General features: G+C 59.0%; 18 protein-coding genes. 8 read left to right on the forward strand and 10 right to left on the reverse strand.

All coding sequences use genetic code 11. The features are described 5' to 3' along the window. Positions 1 to 2: 2 nt before the first annotated feature. The 7 genes from J5W70_RS07155 to J5W70_RS07185 form a co-directional block, all read right to left on the reverse strand. On the reverse strand, positions 3 to 776 hold the full coding sequence (locus J5W70_RS07155) for a signal peptidase II (RefSeq protein ID WP_022395945.1): 774 nt from the start codon (positions 774 to 776) through the stop codon (positions 3 to 5). A gap of 24 nt (positions 777 to 800) precedes the next feature. Continuing rightward, entirely contained in the window at positions 801 to 3,530 is a 2,730-nt protein-coding gene (ileS, locus tag J5W70_RS07160) for an isoleucine--tRNA ligase (protein WP_022395944.1), read from the reverse strand. Next, a complete protein-coding gene (locus J5W70_RS07165) occupies positions 3,505 to 4,644 on the reverse strand; it encodes an alpha/beta hydrolase (protein WP_022395943.1) in 1,140 nt (379 codons plus the stop codon). The genes ileS and J5W70_RS07165 overlap by 26 nt, the downstream gene beginning before the upstream one ends. After that, positions 4,641 to 5,711 carry a M20/M25/M40 family metallo-hydrolase gene (locus tag J5W70_RS07170; RefSeq protein WP_022395942.1) on the reverse strand — a complete coding sequence of 357 codons (1,071 nt, stop codon included), beginning with the start codon at positions 5,709 to 5,711 and terminating at the stop codon, positions 4,641 to 4,643. Before J5W70_RS07170 ends, J5W70_RS07165 begins: the two co-directional genes overlap by 4 nt. Before the next feature lie 33 nt (positions 5,712 to 5,744). Beyond that, positions 5,745 to 8,111, reverse strand: a complete 2,367-nt coding sequence (locus tag J5W70_RS07175) for a glycosyl hydrolase family 95 catalytic domain-containing protein (RefSeq protein ID WP_022395941.1) — start codon at positions 8,109 to 8,111, stop codon at positions 5,745 to 5,747. A 48-nt stretch (positions 8,112 to 8,159) separates the two neighbouring features. Then, a complete protein-coding gene (locus tag J5W70_RS07180; protein ID WP_022395940.1) occupies positions 8,160 to 8,480 on the reverse strand; it encodes a DUF3784 domain-containing protein in 321 nt (106 codons plus the stop codon). Positions 8,481 to 8,651: 171 nt separating this feature from the next. Continuing rightward, a complete protein-coding gene (locus J5W70_RS07185) occupies positions 8,652 to 9,155 on the reverse strand; it encodes a DUF456 domain-containing protein (protein WP_022395939.1) in 504 nt (167 codons plus the stop codon). A gap of 185 nt (positions 9,156 to 9,340) precedes the next feature. Here J5W70_RS07185 and bla point away from each other — a divergent pair, with 185 nt between their 5' ends. The 6 genes from bla to J5W70_RS07215 all read left to right on the forward strand — a co-directional run bounded on the left by bla (position 9,341) and on the right by J5W70_RS07215 (position 14,922). Further along, positions 9,341 to 10,204, forward strand: a complete 864-nt coding sequence (bla, locus tag J5W70_RS07190; RefSeq protein ID WP_022395938.1) for a class A beta-lactamase — start codon at positions 9,341 to 9,343, stop codon at positions 10,202 to 10,204. 74 nt (positions 10,205 to 10,278) lie between these two features. After that, positions 10,279 to 11,904 carry an ABC transporter permease gene (locus tag J5W70_RS07195; RefSeq protein WP_022395937.1) on the forward strand — a complete coding sequence of 542 codons (1,626 nt, stop codon included), beginning with the start codon at positions 10,279 to 10,281 and terminating at the stop codon, positions 11,902 to 11,904. A 13-nt stretch (positions 11,905 to 11,917) separates the two neighbouring features. Further along, positions 11,918 to 12,784 carry an RDD family protein gene (locus J5W70_RS07200; RefSeq protein ID WP_022395936.1) on the forward strand — a complete coding sequence of 289 codons (867 nt, stop codon included), beginning with the start codon at positions 11,918 to 11,920 and terminating at the stop codon, positions 12,782 to 12,784. A 67-nt stretch (positions 12,785 to 12,851) separates the two neighbouring features. Beyond that, a complete protein-coding gene (gene lpxA, locus J5W70_RS07205) occupies positions 12,852 to 13,631 on the forward strand; it encodes an acyl-ACP--UDP-N-acetylglucosamine O-acyltransferase (RefSeq protein WP_022395935.1) in 780 nt (259 codons plus the stop codon). Positions 13,632 to 13,635: 4 nt separating this feature from the next. Continuing rightward, positions 13,636 to 14,322 (forward strand): HAD family hydrolase, encoded by a 687-nt coding sequence (locus tag J5W70_RS07210; RefSeq protein WP_022395934.1) that lies wholly within the window; start codon positions 13,636 to 13,638, stop codon positions 14,320 to 14,322. Positions 14,323 to 14,409: 87 nt separating this feature from the next. Beyond that, a complete protein-coding gene (locus J5W70_RS07215) occupies positions 14,410 to 14,922 on the forward strand; it encodes a hypothetical protein (RefSeq protein ID WP_022395933.1) in 513 nt (170 codons plus the stop codon). 31 nt (positions 14,923 to 14,953) lie between these two features. Here J5W70_RS07215 and J5W70_RS07220 read toward each other — a convergent pair whose 3' ends face one another. Then, positions 14,954 to 16,204, reverse strand: a complete 1,251-nt coding sequence (locus J5W70_RS07220; protein ID WP_022395932.1) for a DNA recombination protein RmuC — start codon at positions 16,202 to 16,204, stop codon at positions 14,954 to 14,956. A 16-nt stretch (positions 16,205 to 16,220) separates the two neighbouring features. Then, the gene (locus tag J5W70_RS07225) at positions 16,221 to 18,887 is read right to left on the reverse strand and encodes a transglycosylase domain-containing protein (protein ID WP_022395931.1); all 2,667 of its coding nucleotides are present in this window, start codon (positions 18,885 to 18,887) and stop codon (positions 16,221 to 16,223) included. Positions 18,888 to 19,130: 243 nt separating this feature from the next. Between J5W70_RS07225 and J5W70_RS07230 the strand changes: the two genes are divergently transcribed. Then, on the forward strand, positions 19,131 to 20,051 hold the full coding sequence (locus J5W70_RS07230) for a S1C family serine protease (protein WP_180973635.1): 921 nt from the start codon (positions 19,131 to 19,133) through the stop codon (positions 20,049 to 20,051). A gap of 2 nt (positions 20,052 to 20,053) precedes the next feature. Beyond that, on the forward strand, positions 20,054 to 21,220 hold the full coding sequence (locus J5W70_RS07235) for a PDZ domain-containing protein (RefSeq protein WP_180971141.1): 1,167 nt from the start codon (positions 20,054 to 20,056) through the stop codon (positions 21,218 to 21,220). Between the two features lie 380 nt (positions 21,221 to 21,600). On the opposite strand, the gene J5W70_RS07240 is transcribed toward J5W70_RS07235, so the two are convergent. After that, positions 21,601 to 22,413: a hypothetical protein gene (locus J5W70_RS07240; RefSeq protein WP_022395928.1), complete on the reverse strand. Its 813-nt coding sequence runs from the start codon at positions 22,411 to 22,413 to the stop codon at positions 21,601 to 21,603. Positions 22,414 to 23,633: the final 1,220 nt, after the last annotated feature.

Genomic DNA, 23,633 nt, shown 5'->3' on the forward strand with positions numbered 1-23,633 from the left:
TTTCAGGATGGTTTTTCCTCTTTCTTCCTGGCGGAGAAGATGCTGGCGATGAAGAAGATGATCGCCGCCACGAAGATGCAGGAGTCCGCCACGTTGAAGGCGGGCCAGCGGTAGTTGAAGAGGGGAATGGTGACGTCAATGAAGTCCACCACGTAGCCGTTCATGAGCTTCGTGAAGAAGCCGTGCGGCTGTTCGTAGGGAATCAGGAAGCCCTGCATCAGGCGGTCCGTCAGGTTGCCCGCCACCCCGGCCAGCAGCAGCACATAGGCCAGCTTGAGCCATACCGTATGGAAAAAGTTTTTCCGGTAGAGCACGACCAGGGCCACGATGGCGAGCACGGGAATCGCCAGGAACAGGTAGCTGGACCATGCCGTTCCGTTGCCCAGCCCGAAGGCCACGCCCGTGTTGTGCACGCGGGTGATATTCACGGCGCCGTCCAGGAAGGAAATGGGTTCCAGCTCCCTCAGCCTGTTCAGGGCGTCCACCGTGTTCGGGTTCAGGTCCTGGAACTGCGCCATGTCCGCCGCCGGTATGTGCCCGTTCGTGGCGAAGTCCAGCGTGCCGTCCGCATTGACGTGGTGGAAGCCCGGAAAGTCCGGCAGGTAGGCGTACTTGTGGACTTTCTCGTTCAGGTAGTTCAGCGGGAAGCGGTGGACGATCCACAGCTTGCTTGCCTGGTCCAGTACATACAGCCCTACGCCCAGCAGGCTCCACCAGAGCCAGCCGGGAGGCGTTTTCTTATGGGGGCCGGGTTCCTTTTCCGTCTGGGTATCCATAAAAGATCGGGGAATGGTTTCAGTTCAGGAAAGGACTTCCGAGCAGCGTTCGCACACGTCGCTGCCGTCCGCCGCGGGTTCATACCGGCGGCAGCGCGGGCACATGGCGTGTTCCGTTTTGGCGGCGGTGGCCGCCAGCTCCGGACCGCTCTTCACGTCCAGGGCTGCAATGATGAAGAATTCCGTGGCAAAGGCGCGGTCTTCCAGCAGCGCCACCACGTCCTCGCTTTCATTCGTGGGAACGGTGAGGGTGATGGAGGCCTCATTGTTCTTGGAGAACGCCTTGGCTTTCACCTGCTCTTCAATGGCTACCTGGATGACGGACTTGATTTCCTGGAGGCGGGAAATGGCGGAGGAAGCCTCCTGGGTGTCGTACTCCGGCATCGGCGCGGGGAAGTCCTGCTCGTGCACGCTGCCTTCATACCCGGCGTATTCCCAGGCTTCATCCGCCGTGAAGACCAGGATGGGGGCCAGCAGGCGGCACAGGGCCTTGAAGACGATGGTCATGGCCGTCTGGGTGGCGCGGCGGCGCACGGAGGTGACGTCGTCGCAGTACAGGCGGTCCTTCGTGGTGTCCACGTACAGGGCGGAAAGGTCGCTGGTGCAGAACTGGTTGATGACGCTGAACGCCTTGCGGAAGTCATAGGCTTCATAGGCTTTCAGCGTTTCCTTGATGACGGCGTTCAGGCGTTCCAGAATCCAGCGGTCCAGGATGGGCATGTGTTCCGGGGCGACCGCCTGCGTGGCGAAGTCAAACCCGCTGATGTTGCCCAGCAGGATGCGCAGGGTGTTGCGCAGCCGTCGGTAGGGCTCCGTGACCTGCTTGAAGAGGTCTTCCCCGAAGGGGACTTCATTCTGCCAGTCCACGGAGGCGGCCCACAGGCGCACGATGTCCGCGCCGTACTTGTCGTAGTAGTAGGCGGCGTCAATGGGCTTGCCGCTCTTGGCGTCGGACTTGGAGGTCTTTTTCCCGGTGTCCTTGTCCACCACGAAGCCGTGGGTCATCACGGCCTTGTACGGGGCCTTGCCGCGCCAGGCGACGGAAAGCATCAGGGAGCTCTGGAACCAGCCGCGGTGCTGGTCCGTGGCTTCCAGGTACAGGTCCGCCGGGGCGTCCAGCCCGGGGCGGGCGTCCATGACGGCCATGTGGGAACAGCCGGAATCGATCCAGACGTCCAGCGTATCCTTGCCCTTCTTCCAGGTCTTCGGCAGGCCGAGGCGTTCGCACAGGTCTTCATCGGAAAGCTCAAACCAGATGTTGGAGCCGTGGGCCTCCACCATATCCGCGATCTTGCGGACCAGGGCGGCGTCCAGAACGGCCTTTCCGTCTTCGTCAAAGAAGACGGGCAGGGGCACGCCCCAGGTGCGCTGGCGGGAGATGCACCAGTCCGGGCGCGCCTCCACGGTGCCGTAAATGCGGTTGCGGCCCCAGGCGGGCAGCCACTGCACCTTGTCTATTTCTTCCAGGGCCTGCGGTCGCAGCCTGTCCATGGAGATGAAGAACTGCTCCACGGCGCGGAAGATGATGGGCGTCTTGGAACGCCAGCAGTGCGGGTACTGGTGGCGGTATTCCTCCACGCCGAAAAGGTTGTCGTCCTTCTCCAGCATGGAGATGATGTCCTTGTTGGCGTCAAAGACGTGCTTGCCCACCAGGGAGGGAACGCCCACTTCTTCCGTGTACTTGCCGTCGTCGTCCACGGGGGAAAGGACGGGCAGTCCGTATAGGCGGCCTACGTTGTAGTCGTCCGCCCCGTGGCCGGGAGCGATGTGCACGGCGCCGGTGCCGGTGTCCGTGGTCACGAAGTCCGCCAGGATGATTTTTGACGTGCGGGGAAGGAAGGGGTGCCGGGCCTCGCAGTTTTCCAGCTCGGCGCCCTTGAACTCGCGGATGGTTTCCGCCAGGGCCCAGCCCGTCTTCTGCGCGAAGGCGTCCAGCAGGTCTTTCAGGATGATGAGGGTTTCCGTCTGGCCGTCCTTCATGAACTTGCCGGCCACATACGTGAAGCGCGGGTGCAGGGCGATGCCCACGTTGGCAGGCAATGTCCACGGGGTAGTGGTCCAGATCACCATGGAGGCCTTCAGGTCCAGGGGATTGTCCAGCAGCGGGAAGCGCACGAACACGGAGGAGCTGATCTTCTCCTTGTAGTCGATTTCCGCTTCCGCCAGCGCGGTATAGGCCCCGTAGGACCACTGGACGGGCTTGCGGCTCTGGTAGACCGCGCCGTCTTCCACCAGCTTGGCGAACACGCGCAGAATGTTGGCTTCATACGCCGGCTTCATGGTCAGGTAGGGATGCTCCCAGTCACCGAAAACGCCCAGGCGGCGGAAGGAAGTCCGTTGGATGTCAATGAAGCCTTCGGCAAATTCCGCGCAGCGGCGGCGGATTTCAGCCGCGTCCAGGTCACGGGCCTTCTGCACCACCTTGAATTCGATGGGGAGGCCGTGGCAGTCCCAGCCCGGAACGTAGGGGGCGGCGTAGCCGGCCATGGTCTTGGACTTCAGGACGAGGTCCTTGAGAATCTTGTTCAGGGCGGTGCCCATGTGCACGTCTCCGTTGGCAAAGGGAGGGCCGTCGTGAAGGAGGAAACGGGGTGCGCCCTGTTCTATCCTGCGGGACAAAATTCGTTCGTACAGCCCGGTGTCTTCCCACTTTTTCAGGCGTACTGGTTCGTTTTTCGTCAGGTCCCCTCTCATGGGGAAGCCGGTCTCCGGCAACAGGATGGTGTCTTTATAATTCTTTTCGGGCGCACTCATGCCCGAAAAAGGTAGCACCGGGCCCGTTTCCGGTCAACCCTGCGGTGCGGCACAAATCAGGGCCTAGCGCATTCATTCCCGCCGTGTTCCGGGGGGCGCCCGCACCGGAAGGCGCATTCCCGCAGGCAGGAGCCGGGGAGGGGAGAATTCCCCGTTCCGCGAGCCATTGTTCCGCGGCCTCCGGCCATTTGTCCGTGGGCTGGCCGCGCTTCTCCATGCCGTACCCATGCCCTCCGGAGGGATAAAAATGCAGGCTGGAGGGAACGCCCTTTTCCCGGCAGGCCTGTTCCATCAGCCTGCTGTTGGCGCTGGCTACGCCGTCGTCCAGCGCGTGGACGAGGAACACGGGCGGCGTCTGCGGCGTCACCTGCCGTTCCGCGGAACACAGCTCCGCCAGATCCGCGCCGGGGGCAGGCCCCAGAATCCTGCTGCGGGTGCCCCCGTGGGTGGTTTTGGGGTCCATGGTGATGACGGGGTAGATGAGCAGGGAGAAATCCGGCCGGGCGGAAACGCTTTTCAGCGGGTTTTCCGCTTCTTCCGGCAGGGGGCGGTTCCAGAGTGTGGAGGCCATGGCAGCCAGATGGCCGCCTGCGGAAAAGCCCATGACGCCGATGCGGTGCGGGTCAACCCCCAGCGCGGAGGCATGCCGGCGCGTTACGCGCAGAGCCTGCCGGGCGTCCAGCAGAGGGCCCGGAAACCTGCCGACGGCATCATTGCTCCCGGAAACGCGGTACTTCACGACGACGCCCACCATGCCGTGCTCCGCCGCCCAGCGGGCGATATGGCCGCCTTCCTTTTCAATGGCCTGGATGGCATAGCCCCCGCCCGGAAAAATGCACAGGGCCGCGCGCCTGTCCTGCGGCTTCCATCCGGCGGGAAAGTAGAGCTGCATCTGCGCTTCCCCCACGTCCGTAATATGTCCGGGGGATACTTGTTTTTCCTCCAGGTCCGCCGCCTTGAGCCCCAGGGAAATCCACCCGGAATGAAAGGCTCCGTGTTCCGCGGGCGGCTGGAGGGCCTCCAGCACGGACGGTTCAAACGGCGCGGCTCCGGCGTGGCCGTGAGGGAAGGCCAGGAAAAGGGCGGGAAGGAGGAAGGCAAGCTTCATGCTCATGGTTTATTGGCGAGTGAGATGACGAGTTGGGAAAGGCCCTGCACCACTTCCGCAAACTGGGGATAATCCAGCTTTTCAGCCGTGTCGCTGGTTTCATGGTAGTCGTCGCAGCGGAGGAAGGCCGTGTCCGTGGCGGCAAAGGAGGGAATGCCCTCCTTCATGTATCCCCAGTCGTCGGACCAGGAAACGCCGCGGGTGTAATACGGGAACACGGCGGAACGGACCGGAAAGCGGCTCAAAGCGGCAAATTCCTCCGCGCAGGAGCGGGCCAGCTTGCGGCCCGTGTTGGTGGACATGAAGGCCACGTAGTCGCAGCGGTCCGGCAGCCCGGCCAATCCGGCAACCACGGCTGACTGGCGTTTTTTGTTCACCCGCGGGGAATAGCAGCCCAGCGTTTCCAGGGCAATCATGCCGATGATTCTGTCCTTGCCCGGATGGCGGGCGACGGATTTGGCGTGCACCACGCTGCCCATGGAGGGCGTCTGGTAAAAGGGCGGCTCTTCATTGGCATAAGCCACCAGGCACACGTCGTGCAGGGTGGGAGTGGCCCTCAGGGCGCGCGCCGTTTCCAGCAGGGCGGCAACGCCGGAAGCGTTGTCATTGGCGCCCGGCGTTCCGGTACGGGCGGGTCTGGCGGGACCGTGGTCGTGCCAGTTGTCCATGCCTACCTTGGTATCGTAATGCGCGCCTACGATGAGCATTCTGGGGCGGAGAGATGTTCCCTTTTTGGTGGCGATGAGGTTGTACGCCGTCCTGTCCTTCACGGCGCCGAATTCCCCGGAGAGCGGAATGTTCACGGCCTGGCGCGTGACGGCATAGCCCATGTCCGCCAGGGTTTTTTCAATGTAGCGGGCGGATCGCTCCATGGTACCGGGTTTGTAGACGTTGCGTTCCCCGATGGAATCCGCCAGATGGAACACGTGTGCTTTCAGGAGTGTTTCCGTCTGGTCCGTGTCCGGAATTTCTCCGCTTCCGCAGGGGGAAAAAAGCTTGGAGCAGGAGCCGAGGGCGACGCAGGCCGCCGCGGTGAGCAGCCCGTACTTGAGAGTCCTGGATGAGACATTCATGGGGGAGTTGGAGAGTGGGGAGAGGAAGGAATGCTAGTGGGGAAGCGGCGGAAAATCAAGCCGCGCCGTTTCCCCCTTTTTCATGGCCAGATCCTTTTTCCTGCCCTGGTGCATGAACCGGAACCTGCCGGGACGGGTGGCGGTGGCTGTGGCCTGCACCCTGCCGTTTTGCCAGGACAGGTCCACCTTCAGCCCTCCCCGGGTGCGCAGCCCCGTGGCGGAACCCTTCTTCCAATCGTCCGCCAGGGCCGGAGCCAGCAGGATAACCTGGAAGCCGTCCTGCGTGATCTGGCTCTGAATCAGGCACTGGGCCACGCCGGAGGCAAAGCCGAAGTTGCCGTCGATCTGGAACGGGGGATGCAGGTCGAAAAGGTTGGAATTGATGTAATGCCTCAGCATGGCGTACATCCTGTCCTCCGCGGCGTTTCCGTCGCCAAGGGCGGCATAAAGGTTGATGAGCCATGCGGTGCTCCAGCCGGTCCTGATGCCGTTGTTCCCCTTGTCCGCGTACTTGCGCCGGAAATCGGCGGACTTGCGCACGGCGGCGGCATATTCAGGCGTATTGAGCACGTCCCATTCCGTGCCGGGAAACAAGCCGTAAAGATGGCTGATATGGCGATGGCCCTTCTGCATTTCTTCAAAAGGCTGCCTCCATTCCAGCACCCTCCCGTCGGAGCCAATGGCAGGCTGGGGAATCTTTTTGAGGAATTGAACGGCTTTGACCAGAGTAGGCGTCCGTATGCCCAGCTCTCCGCAGGCGTAAATGTAATTGCGGAGGGACTCCCTGCCCAGAAGCTGGTCATGAGAAGTCCCGTTGGAAACGTAGGAAAGCACGTTGGGGCCTGTGCCGTCCGGCGTGTAAAATCCGGTTTCCGGGGAGACGCCGGGCCCGGAAAGGTAATGCCCCTGGTCGTCCTCCTCAAACCAGGACATGATGAAACGCGCGTTGGATTCCAGAATGGGCAGGGACTTCTTCAGGTCTTCCCTGTCTCCGGTGAAGCGGTAGCTGTCCACCAGGTGGGCGCACGCCCACGCCCCGTTCATGAGGCTGGCCCCCCATTCCGGGTTATTTCCTGAAAAATAGGTGCGTTTCCAGCAGTCCGTGTAATGGCCGAAGCAGAATCCGTCCCGTTTGATGAAGCGCGCAAATTCCTCTCCATGAGGGCGCAGGCTGCGGACGAATTCAAGATAGGGCCGCTGGAATTCCCCCAGGCCGGTGGCATAGGAGGGCCACTGGTTCATCTGGCTGTTGATGTTCAGGAAATAGCAGCCCATCCACGCCGCCCGCAGCTCCGGATTCCACAATCCCTGCAAGCCGCAGGGAAGCTGCCCCGGCCTGGTGTGGACAATCGTGCAAAAGCGGCCGAACTGGAAAAGCTGTTCCAGAAGGTCCGGATCCTTTTCCCCTTGTTTGACCCGTTCCAGCCGCTCAGGGGTGGTCATGGCGGAAACCTCGGGAGGGGAATCCCCCAGGTCCACCTGGCAGCGCATCATGAGACGGGAAAAATAATCTTCCGTTTCCGCCGCCAGTTTTTTCCAGCCTTTTTTCTGCGCCTTCGCCAGAATTTGCCTGTTCTTGTCTGCCAGGGAATGGGTCAGGGGCTCTTCCGGCTTCCGGATATTGTAATCCGTGGAGGTGGAGGAGAGCACCAGCACTTCCCGCGCGGAATCCAGAACGACCGTTTTCCCCTTGCGGGATATGGCGGCGCCGGGAGCCAGGATGACCACCCTGTTTTCAAACTGGGTGCCCCCGTTGCTTCCCTGTCCCGTCAGGACCCAGCCATCGGGCCGTGCGTCAATCCGGGCGGACGGGTCCGGATGCTGCAAGTCCAGCGCAACGCGGCACCCGGCCGGAAGGGTGCAGGTGATGCGGTAAGCGGCGCAATCGCTGGACGGAGCCGCCAGGATTTCCGTGGACAATTCTCCCGTGCCGAATTGAACGCGGGTGGAAGCCTTGCCCCGCTGCATGTCCAGCGTGCGCCGGTAGGAGGCAGGGGAGGGAAGCCCCTGGAATTCCACCTGGAGGAGACCTCCCTGCTGGTAATCCCCCGCGATGCTGCCGGGGGGAAGGATATCCTTCCGGAACACCTGGTCCGCGCTCCGGTATTTTCCTTCCTTGCAAAGTTCGCGCGCCTTGTCCAGGGCCTCCGCGGCGCCTTCCTTCATCTGGAAATTCTTCTTCGCGAAGATGCTTCCTTCATTGAAAACGACGATTTCCTTCGGAAAAACGCCAAAAGAAAGAATGCCCAGCCTTCCGTTGCCCGTGCCGTAGCCATCCGTCCAGATCCGTGCAGATTCGGTGGAAGTGGCCTGCATGGGGGCGGGAGCGGCCCGGAGGGGGATGGCCGCCGCAAGAAGGCAGGGGAGGAAGAAATATTTCAAGGTTGTAGAGACAGTCATGAGAGAGGATGGGTATCCCGTAAAAGAGGAGGTTGATGTAAAAAGCCGCTATTTTTTAAACCGGCTTCCGGTACCGGCATAAATGACTGCAAACGCTATGCTGCCCACCAGAAGGCACAGGGAGACGGACAGGAGCACGGAGTTCTGGAGGATAATGCTGATGAGCCACAGCAGCATGGCGAAGGCCAGGCAGTACATGAGCTTTCCCATGAACCGGCACAGCGCGCGTTCATCGTACTGCTTCTTCTGCTCCTTGCTCATCATATTGTAGCCTGCGATGAGGAAGGAACATTTTCCCATGGAAAGAATGACTCCAAGAATGATGAAGCCTGCCATCATGGCGACGGGTATCAGAATAGGTGCATCCATAAGCCGGAAAAATGGGGGAAATGAAAGTCCGCGGCAACTCGCCCGGATAAGTACGTAGAGTGGTCTTTAAGGGAATACGTTAGGGAAATGGTTTTTTTTCAGCGGAAGAAAAAGCGTCTGTTTTTTCTGCCGGAAGCTTTCGCAAGGCAGCGCCGCGGCCTGTTTTTTGCGTCAAAACAGGAAGTAGCAGGAGCAGAACCAGGCGATGATGAGCAGGCCGCAGGTGAATTCCAGCAGCAGCCCGGTGAGCATTCCCAGCGCAGCGCCGGAGCCTGCCTTGAAGGCGGCCATGATGTCTTTTCTGGCAAAGATGAGTTCCGCCAGCAGCGCCCCCAGGAACGGCATGAACAGAAGGCCCACGATGGGGGTGAAAAGGATGCCGCCCACCACGGCGCCGATGATGGCTCCCCAGATGCCGGCGGCGGTGCTGCCGAATTTTTTGGCCCCCATGCCTCCGGAGAGCTTGTCAATGACCAGGCCGCCCGCAACCATCAGCGCCAGGACGGTCCATTCCCACCACGCCAGGTGCCTGCTGCCCATCACTCCCTGCCAGATGCACCCTGCCGCAATGATAATGATGCCGGGGAGCATGGGAATAAGCGTGCCGATCAGCCCCATGCCGAACAGCAGCAGGGTGACGCACCAGACGAGGGTTTCTGAAAGGACGGGTGGCATGCCTCCCTTCTTATCAGGAAGGGAGGCGTGTGGCAAGGCTTCTGCCCGGCTTGCGGATGACGGAAAAAAGGGGGGAAGTGCATGGATTGCTGTTGCGGTTTTTGCGGGCGTGGTATAGAATGGCGCCCATGACTTTCACCGGTTCTTTTCTGCGTGGCTGCATGGTGTGCTCCTGCGCTCTTTCTATGGGTGTTATGCCCGTGGTGGCCGCGTCTCCCGCGGCTGATTCCGCCGCTGTGCAGAAGCTGGCTCATTCCCTGAAAGCCCGTGTGGGCATGGCCGCGGTGATGCTGGACACGGGGGAGGCCGTGGCGGTGGGTGATGAGACTGCCTATCCCATGCAGAGCGTCTTCAAATTCGTGCTGGCCCTGTCCGTGCTCAAGCGGGTGGACCAGGGAGCCCTGAATCTGGAACAGATCATCCATATACGCCCGGAGCAGTTGGTAAAAGACACGTGGAGTCCCCTGCGGGAGCGCTTTCCGCAGGGCGGTGATTTTTCTTTAAAGGAACTGCTGCGCGTGACCGTTCAGGAGAGCGACAACAACACGTGCGACCTCCTGTTTGCCCTCATCGGCGGGACGGAGACCGTGCAGAAGGATTTGAAGGAATGGGGCATCAGCGGCATCAACATCCGGTTTACGGAAGACGAGATGCTGCGGAATCATGAATTGCAGTACGCCAACTCGAGCCGTCCGTCAGCCATGAATGCCCTGCTGCGCGCGTTTGACGAGGGTAAGATACTGAACAAGGACACGCAGCGGCTTCTCTGGGACATGATGGCCGGCTGCGCTACGGGGACTACGCGCCTGAAAGGGAAGCTGCCGCAGGATTATGTGGTGGCGCACAAGACCGGATCGGGCTTCACCACTCCGGAGGGCGTGATCACCGCCGTCAATGACGTCGGCATCATCGTTCTTCCCAATGGGCGGAAAATGGCGGTCTCCGTGTTCGTCATGGATTCAAAGGATTCCGCTCCCGCCTGTGAGAAGGTGATCGCCTCCATGGCCCGCTGGCTGTGCACGGAATGGCAGGCCGCCGCCGCCAAGTAGCGGACGGCCTTCCCCGGAACATGTTTTAAGCTTGGAAAGGGGGCCGCTATCAGGCAAGGTGTGCCGCGTTATTCATGAAGAACCTATTGAGCCGGTACATCAGCCTGAGCCTGGCGCTGCGGTATTTGAACCCGCTGCGGACTTTCTTTTCCATCATTACCCTGATCTGTCTGCTGGGCGTATCGCTGGGGGTGATGGTGCTTATCGTCGTGCTGTCCGTCATGGGCGGCCTCCAGAAGGAAATCCAGGGGAACCTGTTTGCGCACTCCCCGCACGTCCAGGTGTGCTACCGGAATGACTTCGGCGTGAGGGAGGTGATTCCGGACTGGATGGAATTGAGCGAGAAGCTCAAGCACGTTCCCGGAGTCCAGTCCACGTATGCCCTGATAGAAGACTACGCGCTGGTAGACGTGCAGGGACGGCAGAGGCCCTGCTTTTTCCGGGCCATCGATACGGAAAACACCGCCCAGCTGGAAGATTTGAAGCACCTGGTAGTGGCCGGCAATGCGGAGCTGGACATGGGGGAAAAGGCTGTGGTTTCCTCCATCGTGGCGGAGAACATGGGGCTGAACGTGGGGGATGTGGTCCGGGTGTACACTACCCGCAATTTCCAGGAAATTTCTCACGCCTACCAGCAGACGGAACTGCCGGTGCTGGCGGAAAAGAACGCCCGGGAACTCAATGATTTGAAGGAGTGGGGCAAGTCCCTGAAAACGGAGGGAGAGCGTGAAACGGCCGGCAAGGCCTCCGTGGACAAGGTATTCACCCTGCTCAACGGGCTGCTGTCCGTCCCCCGCAGGGATGCGGAGCGCTCCAGCCTGATGGATTTGCTTGCCGTGCTGAATGACGGGGAAGCCGTGGACAACGGCAGGGTGGCCTTCCCGGAAGGCACGCGGAAGGAATGGGAAACCATTCTGGGCGGCTTCAAGGCGGGGCAGAGGAATGAGGCGGACATGGAATGCTTCCGCAAGCTCCGGGAGCTGGTCATGCCGAAGGATCTGGAGGTGATCGGCATTTACCGGGCCTCCCAGCATACGCCCAGCCCGGACCTCTTCATTCCGCTGGTCATCGGCCAGGAATTGCTGGGTTATGAGGATGACGTGGTGCAGGCCGTGGCCCTGCGCGTGAACGACCCCTACCATGTGGAAACGATGCTGTCCCCCGTGATGCAGGCGCTGGAAAAGGAAAAGCCCTCTTCCGCGTGGACGCTGGAAACCTGGCATGACCGCTTTAACGCGTGGTTTGAACTCATGCAGAAGGAGCGCATGATGATGAGCTTTGTGCTCTCCTTCATCTCCCTGATTTCCGCCTTCTGCATTATGGCGGTGATGTTTACCGTTTCCATCCAGAGGAAAAAGGAAATCGCCGTGATGAAGGCCTTGGGCGCCACGCCGTTCCAGGTGGTGCGCGTCTTCTTGTGGCAGGGGGTCATCATCGGCTTTGTGGGAGCTCTCCTGGGCGTGGGCCTGGGACTGCTGGTGCTGGAATACCGCATGCAGATCCAGGGCTTTCTGGCGGGAATAGGCTTTGACCCGTTCCCCGTGGCTTTCCACGGCACGGCGAACATCCCGGTGGTGATTGACTGGGCGGAGCTGGCGTGGCAGGCGGTGAAAGCCTTCGTCATGGTCGTGGTGGCCTCCATCGTTCCGGCCCTGATCACGGCGCGCCAGGACCCGGCCCGCTCCCTGCGCAGCATGTAACAGGAAACCGCCCATGGATATTTACTGGATTCAGGATCATGAAAAGAAGGGCCCACTGCCGGAGGTGGAGGTAATCTCCATGCTGGAGGCGGGCCTCATTCCGGAAACCGCCCGGGCGTGGCATGCCGGATGTGCGGAATGGGTGCGCATCCATGACCTGCCGGCGCTGAAGGAAATGTTCGCCGTTCGCAAGGAAGAGGAAGAACGGCGTAATGTGGAGGAAGATGTGCCGGAGGATGAAGCGGCGCAAGATGCCGCCGCCGGCCCCACGAACGCGGATTCCCTGCCGGAAGAAGAGGAAACGGCTGTGGAGGAAGGCACGCCTCTGGTAGTTCCTTACCCGTACGTCCGTTTTCTGGGAAGAACGGCGGACGTGATGATGCACATGACGCTGTATCTGGCCGTGCTCAGGATCTTCGGCCTGGCCTTCAGCCCCGATTTTCTTCCCGGTTCCTATGAAGCCCTCCTTTACCTCTGTCTCCCGATGGTGCTCATTGAAACCGCCTTTCTGGGAACGCTGGGCACCACTCCGGGGAAAGCCATGCTGGGCGTCTCCGTCAGGGACTACCGGGGGAAGCGCCTTTCCTTCTCCACGGCGTTCCGGCGCTCCCTGTTCGTCATGGTGCTGGGGCTGGGCTGCTTTGCCCCCTCCCTGATGCTGCTGGCCCTGTTCTTTTCCTGGTGGTGGGTGCGCCGCTTCGGCTTCACTCCCTGGGACAGGAAGCTGGGCACCACGGACGTGCTGAACGACTCACTCACCCTCCGCAAGGTGGTGATGACGCTGGTGCTTGTCATCCTGTGCCTCCAGGTCATGTACGTGCTGCTGATTCCCTGGCTGCCGGAAATGGAGGCGTACATGGGCGCCTCCGGGCAAATGTGACAAAAAGACCGGCCGCGCGGGATTTAGCCTTTTAATCACCTGAATTTGTTTCATACTTGTCCCAGCCATGCCAGAAATACACCCAACGGCAGTAGTGCATCCTACTGCGGAGATCGCGGATGATGTTAAAATCGGTCCCTTTTGCGTTGTCGGAGAACATGTAAAGCTGGGCCCGGGCTGCGTGCTGCACAGCCATGTGGTCATTGAAGGACCTTCCACCTTCGGAAGCGGCAACGAATTTTTTCCGTTTTCCGTCCTCGGCCTGAAAAGCCAGGATTTGAAATACAAGGGGGAACCGACCTATCTGGAAGTGGGGGACAACAACGTCTTCCGTGAAAACGCCACCATCAACCGGGCTACGGACATCGGCGGCACGACGCGGATAGGGAATAACAACCTCTTCCTGGTTTCCTGCCACGCCGGGCATGACTGCCAGATCGGCAATCATGTGATTTTCTCCGGCTTCGCCACTGCCGCCGGCCACGTTACGGTGGGGGATTACGCCATTCTGGCGGGATGCTGCGCCGTGCACCAATTCGTCAGCATCGGGGAGCACTCCATGGTGGGCGCGATGGCCCGCGTGAGCCAGGACGTGCTGCCGTACACCATTGTGGAAGGCCATCCGGCCGTGACGCGCTCCGTCAACTCCATCGGCATGCAGAGGCGCGGATTTTCCGAGGAAGACCTGCGGGCCGTACGCATGTGCTACAAAAAGCTTTTCGTCAACAAGAAGCTGACCGTTCATGAAGCGCTGGAAGAGCTCCGGAACTCGGACTACGCGGAAAATGCCTGTCTGAAAAGAATCGTCAAGTTCGTGGAAACTTCCGAACGGGGCTTCTGCCACTGAGGCCATGAAAACAGGTTTTGTCTTTGACCTGGACGGAACGCTGGTGGACTCCATTCCCGGCATCTCCCGCGGCCTGAACCTGGCCTTGAAGTCCCTGGGGTATCCGGAGCACTCCGTGAATGCCATCCGGGGAATGGTGGGCAGGGGCGCGCGGGAACTCTGCCTGGCTTCCCTGAAAGGCTGTTTCAATGGAGAAGTGCCGGAGGAAGCCTTTGAAGCGGTGCACCGGGGATTCATGCGGGAATACCCCCATACCTGGCAGGACGGCACGGTGCCGTACCCAGGCATCCGTGAAATGCTGCTGGAACTGGCCGCTGCAGGCCACCCCCTGGGCGTTCTGTCCAACAAGCCTCATGTGGTCACGGGACCGCTGGTGCGCCATATCCTGCCAGAGGTGCCCTTCCGGGAGGTGATGGGCTTTTCCGAACGCTTTCCGCGCAAGCCGGAGCCTGATTCCCTGCTGTCCATCGTCCGTTCCTGGGGAATGGAGCCGGAGCAGGTGTGCATGGTGGGGGATTCAGCCCATGACGGCAACACGGCCGTGAACGCCGGAACGCGGCTTGTTCTGGTAGGGTGGGGCTACAGTTCCCGCGCCGCGCTGGACGCCTTCCGCGTGCCGGTGTGCGCCACTGTGGCGGAGCTGTCCGCCCGGCTGAAAAAGGTGGACGATTTGCCGTTTCCGGTTAGGTAATTAAGAAGGGAATTTCTTTTAAAAAAGCAGGATGAAGGATAGTATGTAAACTATTTTTTGACGTTAATTTTTTAATATATTATGGTCATGGAATCATTTGATTTTAGAGAAGAATTGAAAAAAATTCTTGAATCGTGCGTAGATAAAATGTTGAAAAATGATCATTATTTGCTTGAAAACAAAACCCACGAGTGTTCAATTTCTTTTAGAATAGGTCATTATTTACAGAATGAATTAGATTCTTTAAAAAAATCGGATAGATTAAATATACCAGAGAATCTTGTTGTTGATGCAGAATACAATAAATGTTTAAATGGATCAAAAATATGTATTGACGAACTTGGAAAGGAGAGCCTAATGAGGCCCGATTTAATAGTACATATAAGAGGGGAAAATGGGTTTGATAATAATTTTATGGCTATTGAAATTAAGAAAAGTATTAATGGTTCGTGTGAAACAGAGAAAGATTATTTTAAATTAAAAAATTTGACTTTTGGAAAAAATGAATTTCAATATCAAATAGGAGCACATGTTGTCATTGATCTCTCTAAAAAGAGTAGAGAAATTCGTTGGTTTAAAGACGGTTCACCAGAGGATTAATAGATCTTTATGATCTGTAATTTTATATTCTTTAAATTTCTTCCGGGGCGTCCGTCGATTTGGCCTGCACGGTAATGTCTTCCAGAGAACCGGGCAGGTCCTTGGTGGAAGTGACGCCCAGATTCTTCAATTTCTGCGCCCGGGGAATGAACCGGTGCTCAAAGGAGGAAACGGTTTTGTTATACTGGGTCACCGCCTGGTTCAGGCTCTTGCCCAGGGAGGAAAAGTGCCCTGTGAGGATGGAGCAGGTATTGAACAGGTCCGCTCCCGCCTCCGAGATTTTCTTGGCATTGTCCGCCAGTTGCTCCTGCTTCCAGCCGTAGGCGACGGCTTTCAGCAGGGCGATCAGGGTGGAGGGCGTGGAAAGGATCACCTTGTTCTCCGCGCCGAATTCAATCAGGGAGGGGTCCGCTTCCAGGGCCGCCTGGAAAAAGGCTTCCCCCGGCAGGAACATGATGACGAATTCGGGGCACGGGGAAAACTGGGCAAAATAATTCTTGGCGCTCAGCTGCTGGAGGTGTCTTTTTACGTCCGCGGCGTGGCGGGACATCCACTGGCTGCGCTCCTCCAGCCTGTCCGTCTGCCCGGCATTCAGGTAGGAGGACATGGGGGCCTTCGCGTCAATGATGATGGAACGGCCTCCCGGCAGGTGGATGACCATATCCGGGCGCACCCGGTCCTCTTCCCTGGAACGGGTCTCCTGCGTCGTGAAATCACAGTATTCCACCATTCCGGCCAGCTCCACCACGCGGCGCAGTTGGAGTTCCCCCCACTGGCCGCGCGAGCTGTTGTGGTGCAGGGCCTGGGAAAGCCTAGCGGTCTCATTCTTCAGGGCTTCATTCCCGGAAAGGATGTAGCGGATTTGCGTTTTCAGGTCCGTATAGGCGCCCACGCGCTCCTTTTCCATCTCTCCCAGCCGGGACTGCACGAGTTTCAGTGACTCGCTCACCGGCTTCAGCATGGACTCAATGGCCTGTTTGCGGGATTCCAGGTCATGGTTGGCCTGCTGGCGCTGGCTTTGCAGCCGCGTTTCCGCCAGGTTCAGGAATTGTTTTTCCGAATTCCGGAGGACTTCCGCGCTAATGCCGGCGAAGGAATCCTTCAGCACCTCTTCCGCCCGGTGGAGCATCTGTGTTCTATCCTCCGCCCGTTCCTGCCAGGAGCGGGATTCCGCTTCGAGCCGGACGGAGCGGTCCCGGTAGCGCAGCAGCAGAATCAGCAGTGCCACGCAGGCGGCCAGCAGCAGAAGGGCGAGAAACCAGGGAATCAGGGGAGAAGTCATAAGAAGGGTAAGGCAATCAGATGGGGGTGGCGTAGGGGATGGCGTCCGTTTCTTCTACGGGTTCGGCCAGGGGAATATTGTCGTCGCTGCCGTCCAGCGGCTCCGCATAGGGAATATTCTCTTCTGTATCCGGTTCCGCCATGGGGATGTGCTTTTCACACATCCTGGTGGGGGCCTGGTAGCCGGCGGAAGTTTCAAAATACGCCGTCTTGGCATACTGGCAGCCGGAATGGGCCAGTTGGTTGGACTCCCGGCAGACGAGCACGGCCTGTCCTTCCGAACCGGGCCGCGTGCGGATGGCGTTGGCGGGGTAGCCCTCCTTCTGGGCGGCCAGCATGATGTCCACCCAGACGGGAAGGGCCAGCGTGCCGCCGTAGCCTTTCTCCAGAATCTTGGTGGAGGAGTCAAACCCCACCCATACGCTGCACGTGAGATTGGAAGTATATCCGGCAAACCACGCGTTCGTGTAATTGTTCGTGGTCCCGGTCTTGCCGCCGCAGGGGGACTTGAAGCCCAGCGCGGTGATCCTGCCCGCCGTGCCGCCGGGTTTGCAGACCTGCTGGAGGATGGAGGAGGTGATGTTGGCCGCCCGCTGGGAATACACGGTGCGCTTGCTCTTGGTGATGGCGAAGCGCGGCTGGCCCTGGGAATCCGTAATGTGGTCAATGATGTACGGAGTGGGGCGCACGCCGCCGTTGGCGAAGACGCTGTAGGCGCTGGCGATGTCCAGCGGGGAGGCCTCCCACGTGCCCAGGTAAAGGGCCGGGGTGCGGGAAATATTCCCGTGGAAGCCCGCCAGTTGGGCGGACTGGATGACGTTGGACAGCCCGGCCCGGTTGCCGATGCGCACGGACATGGTGTTGCGGGAAAGGATGAGGCCGAAGGAGGCCGGCTTCATGCCCCGGTACGTGCCGTCCGAATTGCGGGGGGACCAGTTGGCGGCTCCGCGTACCTCCCCGTAGGCGATCCGGTCGTCTGAAATGCGGGTGTCCGCGGAATTGCCCTGCTGGAAAAACGTGGCGTAAATGAACGGCTTGAACAGGGAGCCGGTCTGCCTTCTGGACTGGATGGCGCGGTTCAGCTTGGATTCCTCCGCATCCCGTCCGCCGACGACGGCGAGGAGGGCCCCCGTGGCGTTGTCCATGACTACGGCGGCAGACTGGATGTAATTGGGCATGGGAGGCTGCATTCCCTCCTTCCGTTCCGCGGGCAGCGCCTTCCAGGCGGCCAGGGCTGCTTCATATTCTGCCTTGGTGGTCAGCTTGTTCTTCAGGATTCCCTTCTTCTCACGTTTGGCTTGCAGGGACGCCAGGTGCTTCTTGAAATCCTTGCGCGCTTCCAGCGCTTCCATATGCTTGTTGATGGCGTCCAGCGTGGCGTTCTGCAAATCCAAGTCCAGCGTGGTGTGGACCACCAGACCGCCCAGGCGGATGTCTTCTTCTTCCAGAATGGCGTCCAGTTCTCGGCGCACAAGGTCCATGGCGTAATTCTCCTCCGACCGGGACTGAGGAGTCCGGGTGACGATGGGTTCCGCCAGGGCCGCCTGATACTGCACCTCCGTGATCTTGCCCTCGTTTTTCAACAGTCCCAGGACGATGTCGCGCACTTTTTTGGCTTCCTCCGGGTGTTTGATGGGGGAAAAATCATTCGGGCCGTAAATGATGCCGGCCAGCGTGGCGCATTCCGCCAGGGACAGGTCGCGGGGCTCCTTGTCATAATACCCGCGCGCCGCCGCCGCAATTCCCAGGAAAGTGTGTCCCCAGAAAATGCGGTTGATGTAGGTCTCCAGAATCTCATCCTTCGTGTAGGTGGCTTCAATGCGCTTTGCCAGAGCCACCTCCGTCAGCTTGGAATGCAGGTTGCGCTCCCGGTGGTTGTAAGTGATCTTGGCGAGCTGCATGGTCAGCGTGGAAGCTCCCTGCGTGGCCCTCTTGTGCTTGAGCACCTGTGCGAAGGCGCGGCCCACGCCTATCCAGTCCACGCCGCCGTGGTCGTAAAAGCGGTTGTCCTCACGCAGAATCAGGGCGTCGATGAAAATGGGGGGGACTTCCCGGAGGGACACCCGCTTGCGGTTTTCCCCGTGCAGGGTGCCGATGGTCCGGTTCTTGCGGTCCAGAATCACCGTGCGTTCCGGAATGTTGCTCTTGACCTCGGAAATGTCATAGCGGTTGGAAATGGTTCCGTAAAGGAACACCAGGATGGAACCGATTACGATGCCGACGAAGCAGCACCCCAGCAGGATGCGCAGGGGCCAGCTGATGAACCAGCGGATATTCCGCGTCAGGGAGCCGATGAAGCGGAACGGCATCAGCAGGACAAACAGCAGGGCGCCGAAAATCGTGAAGCGCGGCTTGCGCGGCCTTCCTGCGCGTGCGGGACGGGATTCTCCTTCCGCTTCAGGGTAATCTTCATACTCCTCCTGCGGAGCCGGACGGGCAGCGCGCCGCGGGCGCGGGGGCGGTGTGTCATGCCGGGAAGAACCGCTGCGGGAATTTCTCGTTCTGCGGGTGGGGCCGGGAATGACTGCCGGACCGGGATCTTCCTGCGGCAAACCGGGATAGGACGGACGGGGCGCAGGCCTTTTTTTGCGTTCCGTTTGGGGACGGGAAGCCGCCTCACCGTCCTGGATGCGTTCCCGCCAGGAGCCGGCATTTCGTTTCCGTGATTTGTCGTTTAAACCCATCCGTGAGGGAATTTTATCATAAACAACCGGAATGGTCTAAGCAAAAGATGGAGCGTCATGTCGCAATCCTTAGACAAATTCGTACCGGTTTGAACGTTTATATGGTAGGATATGTCCTATCATTCGATTATCGATAATTTCATGATATCAGCATTCAGGATGACGAGTTTTTATTACTTGGTCGTTGGGGGGCTTGTGTCCCTGTTGTTAGGAGGAATGAGTCTTGCGGGGAATGTCTCTTCCATGGCGGACTTGCAGAAGCATGTGCATCAGGTGGCTTCCAGGGTCACGGCCGCTACGGTAGCGCTGGTTTCCGACGGGGGGGAGACGGGCAGCGGCGTGATTGTCACTCCGCAGGGGCTCATCCTGACGGCGGCCCACGTGGTGGGCGGCGATGAAATCATGCGCGTGGTCTTTGCCGACGGGCGCGTGGTCAAGGGCCGCGTGCTGGGGGCCAACTTTACGCGGGACGCCGCCATGGTGCAGATCATGGACGGCGGAAACTATCCCCATGTGGAACTGGGGGAATCCGACGGGCTGCATGTGGGGGACTTTGTGGTGGCCCTGGGCCATTCCAAGGGCTTTGACCCGGAACGCCGCGCGCCCATCCGCATGGGAAGGCTGTGCACGGACGGAAAACAGCGTTTTCTCATCTCGGAATGCACGCTCATCGGCGGGGATTCCGGCGGCCCTCTCTTTGACCTGTCCGGCAAACTGGTGGGCATTCATTCCTCCATCGGCCCCATGTTGAAAATCAACAACCATGTCCCCGTCTCCGTATTCCGGAAGGACTGGGACAAGCTTCTTTCCGGGCGGCACTGGGGCCAGCTTGGACTTCATCCCATGGCTGACCCGGAATCCCCCGTATTGGGATTTGCCATGATGGACGTGCTGGGCGTGGACGGAGTGGTAGTGGAAGACGTGGTGGTCAACTCTCCGGCGGATACCGCGGGCATCAAGCCGGGGGACGTCATTACCCACATGGACAGCCGCAGCCTCCGTTCCGTGCGGGACATGCTCCGTGAGCTGGGCAGGCACCGTCCCGGGGAAACCGTTCCGGTGGTAGTGGTGAGGAAAGGTACGGCCTACAAGGCGGATCTTACATTCGGCAGGCGCGGCGATCTGATGTCCGGCCTGAAATACCAGGAACAAACTCAAGGATGATCATGAAATACTTATGGGCGGCATTCGCGGCGGCTTCCGCGTGTGCCCAGGAAATAGCGTCCCCGCTCCCTCCGGACCAGATGATAGCCCCGGAGGACAAAATCGTGCTGGATAGCCAGGCCAAGGAAATCTTCCGGGAATGGGACAAGGTGGCTGTACCTGTGGGTCAGTCCGTGGTGGCGCTGGTGGCCGGCAATACCCAGGTGGCCCTGGGAACGGTAGTGGGGAAGGGGAAAGTGCTTACCAAGTTGAGCGACCTTCAGAAGGAACGGCGCCCGGTCATGCTGGTGGACTCTTCCGGACGGGTGTATGACGCCAAGGTGCTCTTTGCCCTGCCGGAACACGATCTGCTGATGATGGACGTCCCGGGGCTTCCCGCTCCCCCCATTGACCTGAACTCCTACGTGCAGGCGCAGGAAGGGGACGTGATTGCGGCCGTGTCCCCCACGGGGCATGTCAGTGACTTCGGGGTTGTTTCCGTGGCGCAGCGCAGCCTGCGGGCGGACGACCAGCCTTACCTGGGCATCGTTTCCGATCCCCGCTGGGACGGGGAGGGAGTCATGATCGGCGGCGTGGAGGCCGGAAGCGGAGCGCACCGCAGCGGCTTGCTGGCCGGCGATGTGCTGATGAAGCTGAATGGGAAGCCGGTGGACGGCATGTACTCCATCCGTGCCGCCATGGTCGGGGTGCGCCCCGGTGAGACGGTTCCCGTGGAAGTGAAGCGCCGGGACCAGGTGGTTGAAGGGAAGCTCCTCACGGGCCCCAGGCCCAAAGTGATGAAATTCCCCCAGAAGCGCCTGGACATGATGAACTCCATGGGCAACCGGATGAGCCTGAAGCGGGACGAATTCCCGCTGGTCATCCAGTCGGACATGACGCTGTTCCCGGAACGCGCCGGATGCCCGGTCATTGACGTTAACGGAAAATTTGTGGGGCTGGCCCTGAGCCGCGCCGGACGTACGGAAACCTACATTCTCCCCTCCTGGATATGCCGGGAACTGGTGGAAGGGGTGCTTCCGCAGGTGCAGCAGTACCAGGCCGGCCGCGGAGAAAACATTCCGGATGCCCAGCCTGTGGACGACTCCTATGATGCACGGCGCTTGGAGGAAAACCGCCGCAAGGTGGAGGACAAGATGAGCCGCCAGGGACTGGTGCCTAAGGTCTATTAAGCTCGGTTGGTTTCCGGGAGGTGAAGAGATGAACCGCCCGGGAGCCTGGAGTATTCGAGGCATCTTCGTGCTCTTCATGCCGTCCGGTTTTGACCGGGAGGAACTTTCTGCCTTACCTGCTGTTTTTACTTCCTTCTCTTGTGGGAATCATGCCGTTGTTGTCCCGGAGGAATGGGTTGCCGCATGAGGAAACTAAATGGCGGCGGCAATTTCTCCTGCCGGGAAAACGCGGAGCATTTTATTCACCGGGAATGGCGGCAGGATGGGATGATGGCGTAAAAAAAACGGGCAGTAATGCCCGTTTTTCCGAATAAACCGGATTGGTTTCCGGCTCTTGAATATCTTTCGCCCCCGTATTGCCGGAGGCTGAGGGGGAAAACTTACTTGCCCGAAGAGGCTGCCACCGGTTTTTCCTTGAAAATCATCAGCTCCGTTAGAACGACGGTGCGTCCGGTGGAATCCGGGGAAATGATCATCACTACTTTCCGCCCGGGGTAGGTGGTCAGCATCATGCCCCTGTCCTTCACCTTCACGACTTTGCCGTTCTTCAAACGGGTCATGTACGTCAAATTGGCGGCAGTGGTGCGGGAAACGTTGCTGTCCGTAGAGTCCTTGCCGAAAATGTAAATGGACTTGCTGGGCAATTCAATGGCGCTCTTTTCTCCCGCGGGGGGCTTGGGAAGCTCCAGAGTGAAGGTGCGCCCGGTCAGATTCTGAATGTAAACGCAATTAAGCGGAAGTTCCGCTTCATTGATAAAATCCAGGGTAAACTCTCCGCTGCTGTTCTTGCCTACCAGCGCCAGGGTTTTGGGGCCAAGGTCGGTCGGAAGGGGCTTGCTGACAAGCTTGTTGGTCGGCATCCCCTTCTGGTCCAGGCCACCGAACAGGGTAATAATCTTGCTCCTGGGATAAACGCTGCGGCGTCCGGGAAGGGCGGCGCGGATTTCCACTTTCTCCAGCCTTTTGGAATCAATGGGCATGTAAATGGGAGAGGGGAGGGGCATGGGCGTCTTAAGGACAAACCGGATGCCGTTGACGGCGGCGGGGGAGAGGGACTTGTCCACGGTATCGGCCGCCGGGGCGTTCGTTTCCGGTTTAGCCGGCTCCGGCTTGGAAGGAGTGCGGGTCTGTCCATGGACGAAAGAAACGCTTCCGAGAAGGCAGGTAAAGGCGAGGATGGGTAAAATGCGCATATATTCGGGGGAGTGAAAAATAAAAGGGGGGCTTTTGGCCGGCGCATGGACCCTTGACGGACAGTCTTGCGGGAGAGAATGCAGCAGGCTGAATCCATCGGAGCGTGCAACAGGGTACGGACGCAAGCCTTGATGGACTTTATATCCCTTGTGAAGTACAGGAATGAGGAAGGCCGTGCAAGCTCAAAGTAGGGATGTTGAAGATAAAAAATAGAAAATTCCAGCGGTAATTGGCCCCCTTTTTCTGCCGGGAAAGCCTGCGGATTCAGCATTTCTGTTACGCATGACCTCATCTGCACAGGGTAAAATAGTATCTGAATGAACAAAATGGCTTATGTGCAGATACATGGAGCAATGATGAAAAACAAGTTATGTGACATCTCCACAGGAAAATAATTGCATTTAAAGGATAGGAAGCCTTGGTTATTCGCCTTGGCCGGGTAAGATGCGTTTTGTGGGAAGGGCCCTCTTGGCGGAAAAAGTGAGATAAAGACATCTGCGGAGGAAAAGCATTTGACTGGGGCGGAACTTCGGCATCCTGTGCAATGTTCCGTGATATTTATCCGCAGGAATTTTACGATAAAATCATCAATCGCAAACTATGTGTAAGTGGCCGGAATATGCTTGATATAGGCACGGAAACAGGAGCATATGAAACTGCTTGCTGAAATTGCTCCTGCTGAATTCGACATATTGCATGAAGGGGCTGTTGCTCAGCTTAAAAAATAAGTGGTGGATAACGTTTATAGAAGCGGTTTAATGACGTCCCTATGGAATGTGGGCTGTACCTTGTCTTTGGCTCTTTTAAATAACGGCAAGGAGAGTAAAATAATATCCTCTTTACAACTTTTCACTTTTTCGTCTTCGGGAAACGCTTGAAAATTCGTTCGTTGAGGTCTTCCCCATCGAGCAAAAATGCAGAAGTCTCTGTACTGGTCTGTCTGTCGCGATGGATTTCGTGAAAAAGCTGTTCCCGCTTCACATAAAAACTGCTCTGGAATGCAGTGGAATAATTCTCATGCCGGGGGTGGTTACATGGAATGATAGAAACACTCTTTTGGAGGTTCGGGATAAAAGATGCAGGCCCCCGCGGCTTGAAATCCGCAAAGGCCCATTTTGCCAGGGTTTCAGAAGGCCTGTTTTCTTTAATTGGCTGCTTTGTAAGTTACTCGAACAAAAGACGTTCCTTCTCTTTCTGGATAGTAAACATGTCAGCAAGC

This window comes from Akkermansia massiliensis, from assembly GCF_018847375.1.
GTDB lineage: Bacteria > Verrucomicrobiota > Verrucomicrobiia > Verrucomicrobiales > Akkermansiaceae > Akkermansia > Akkermansia massiliensis.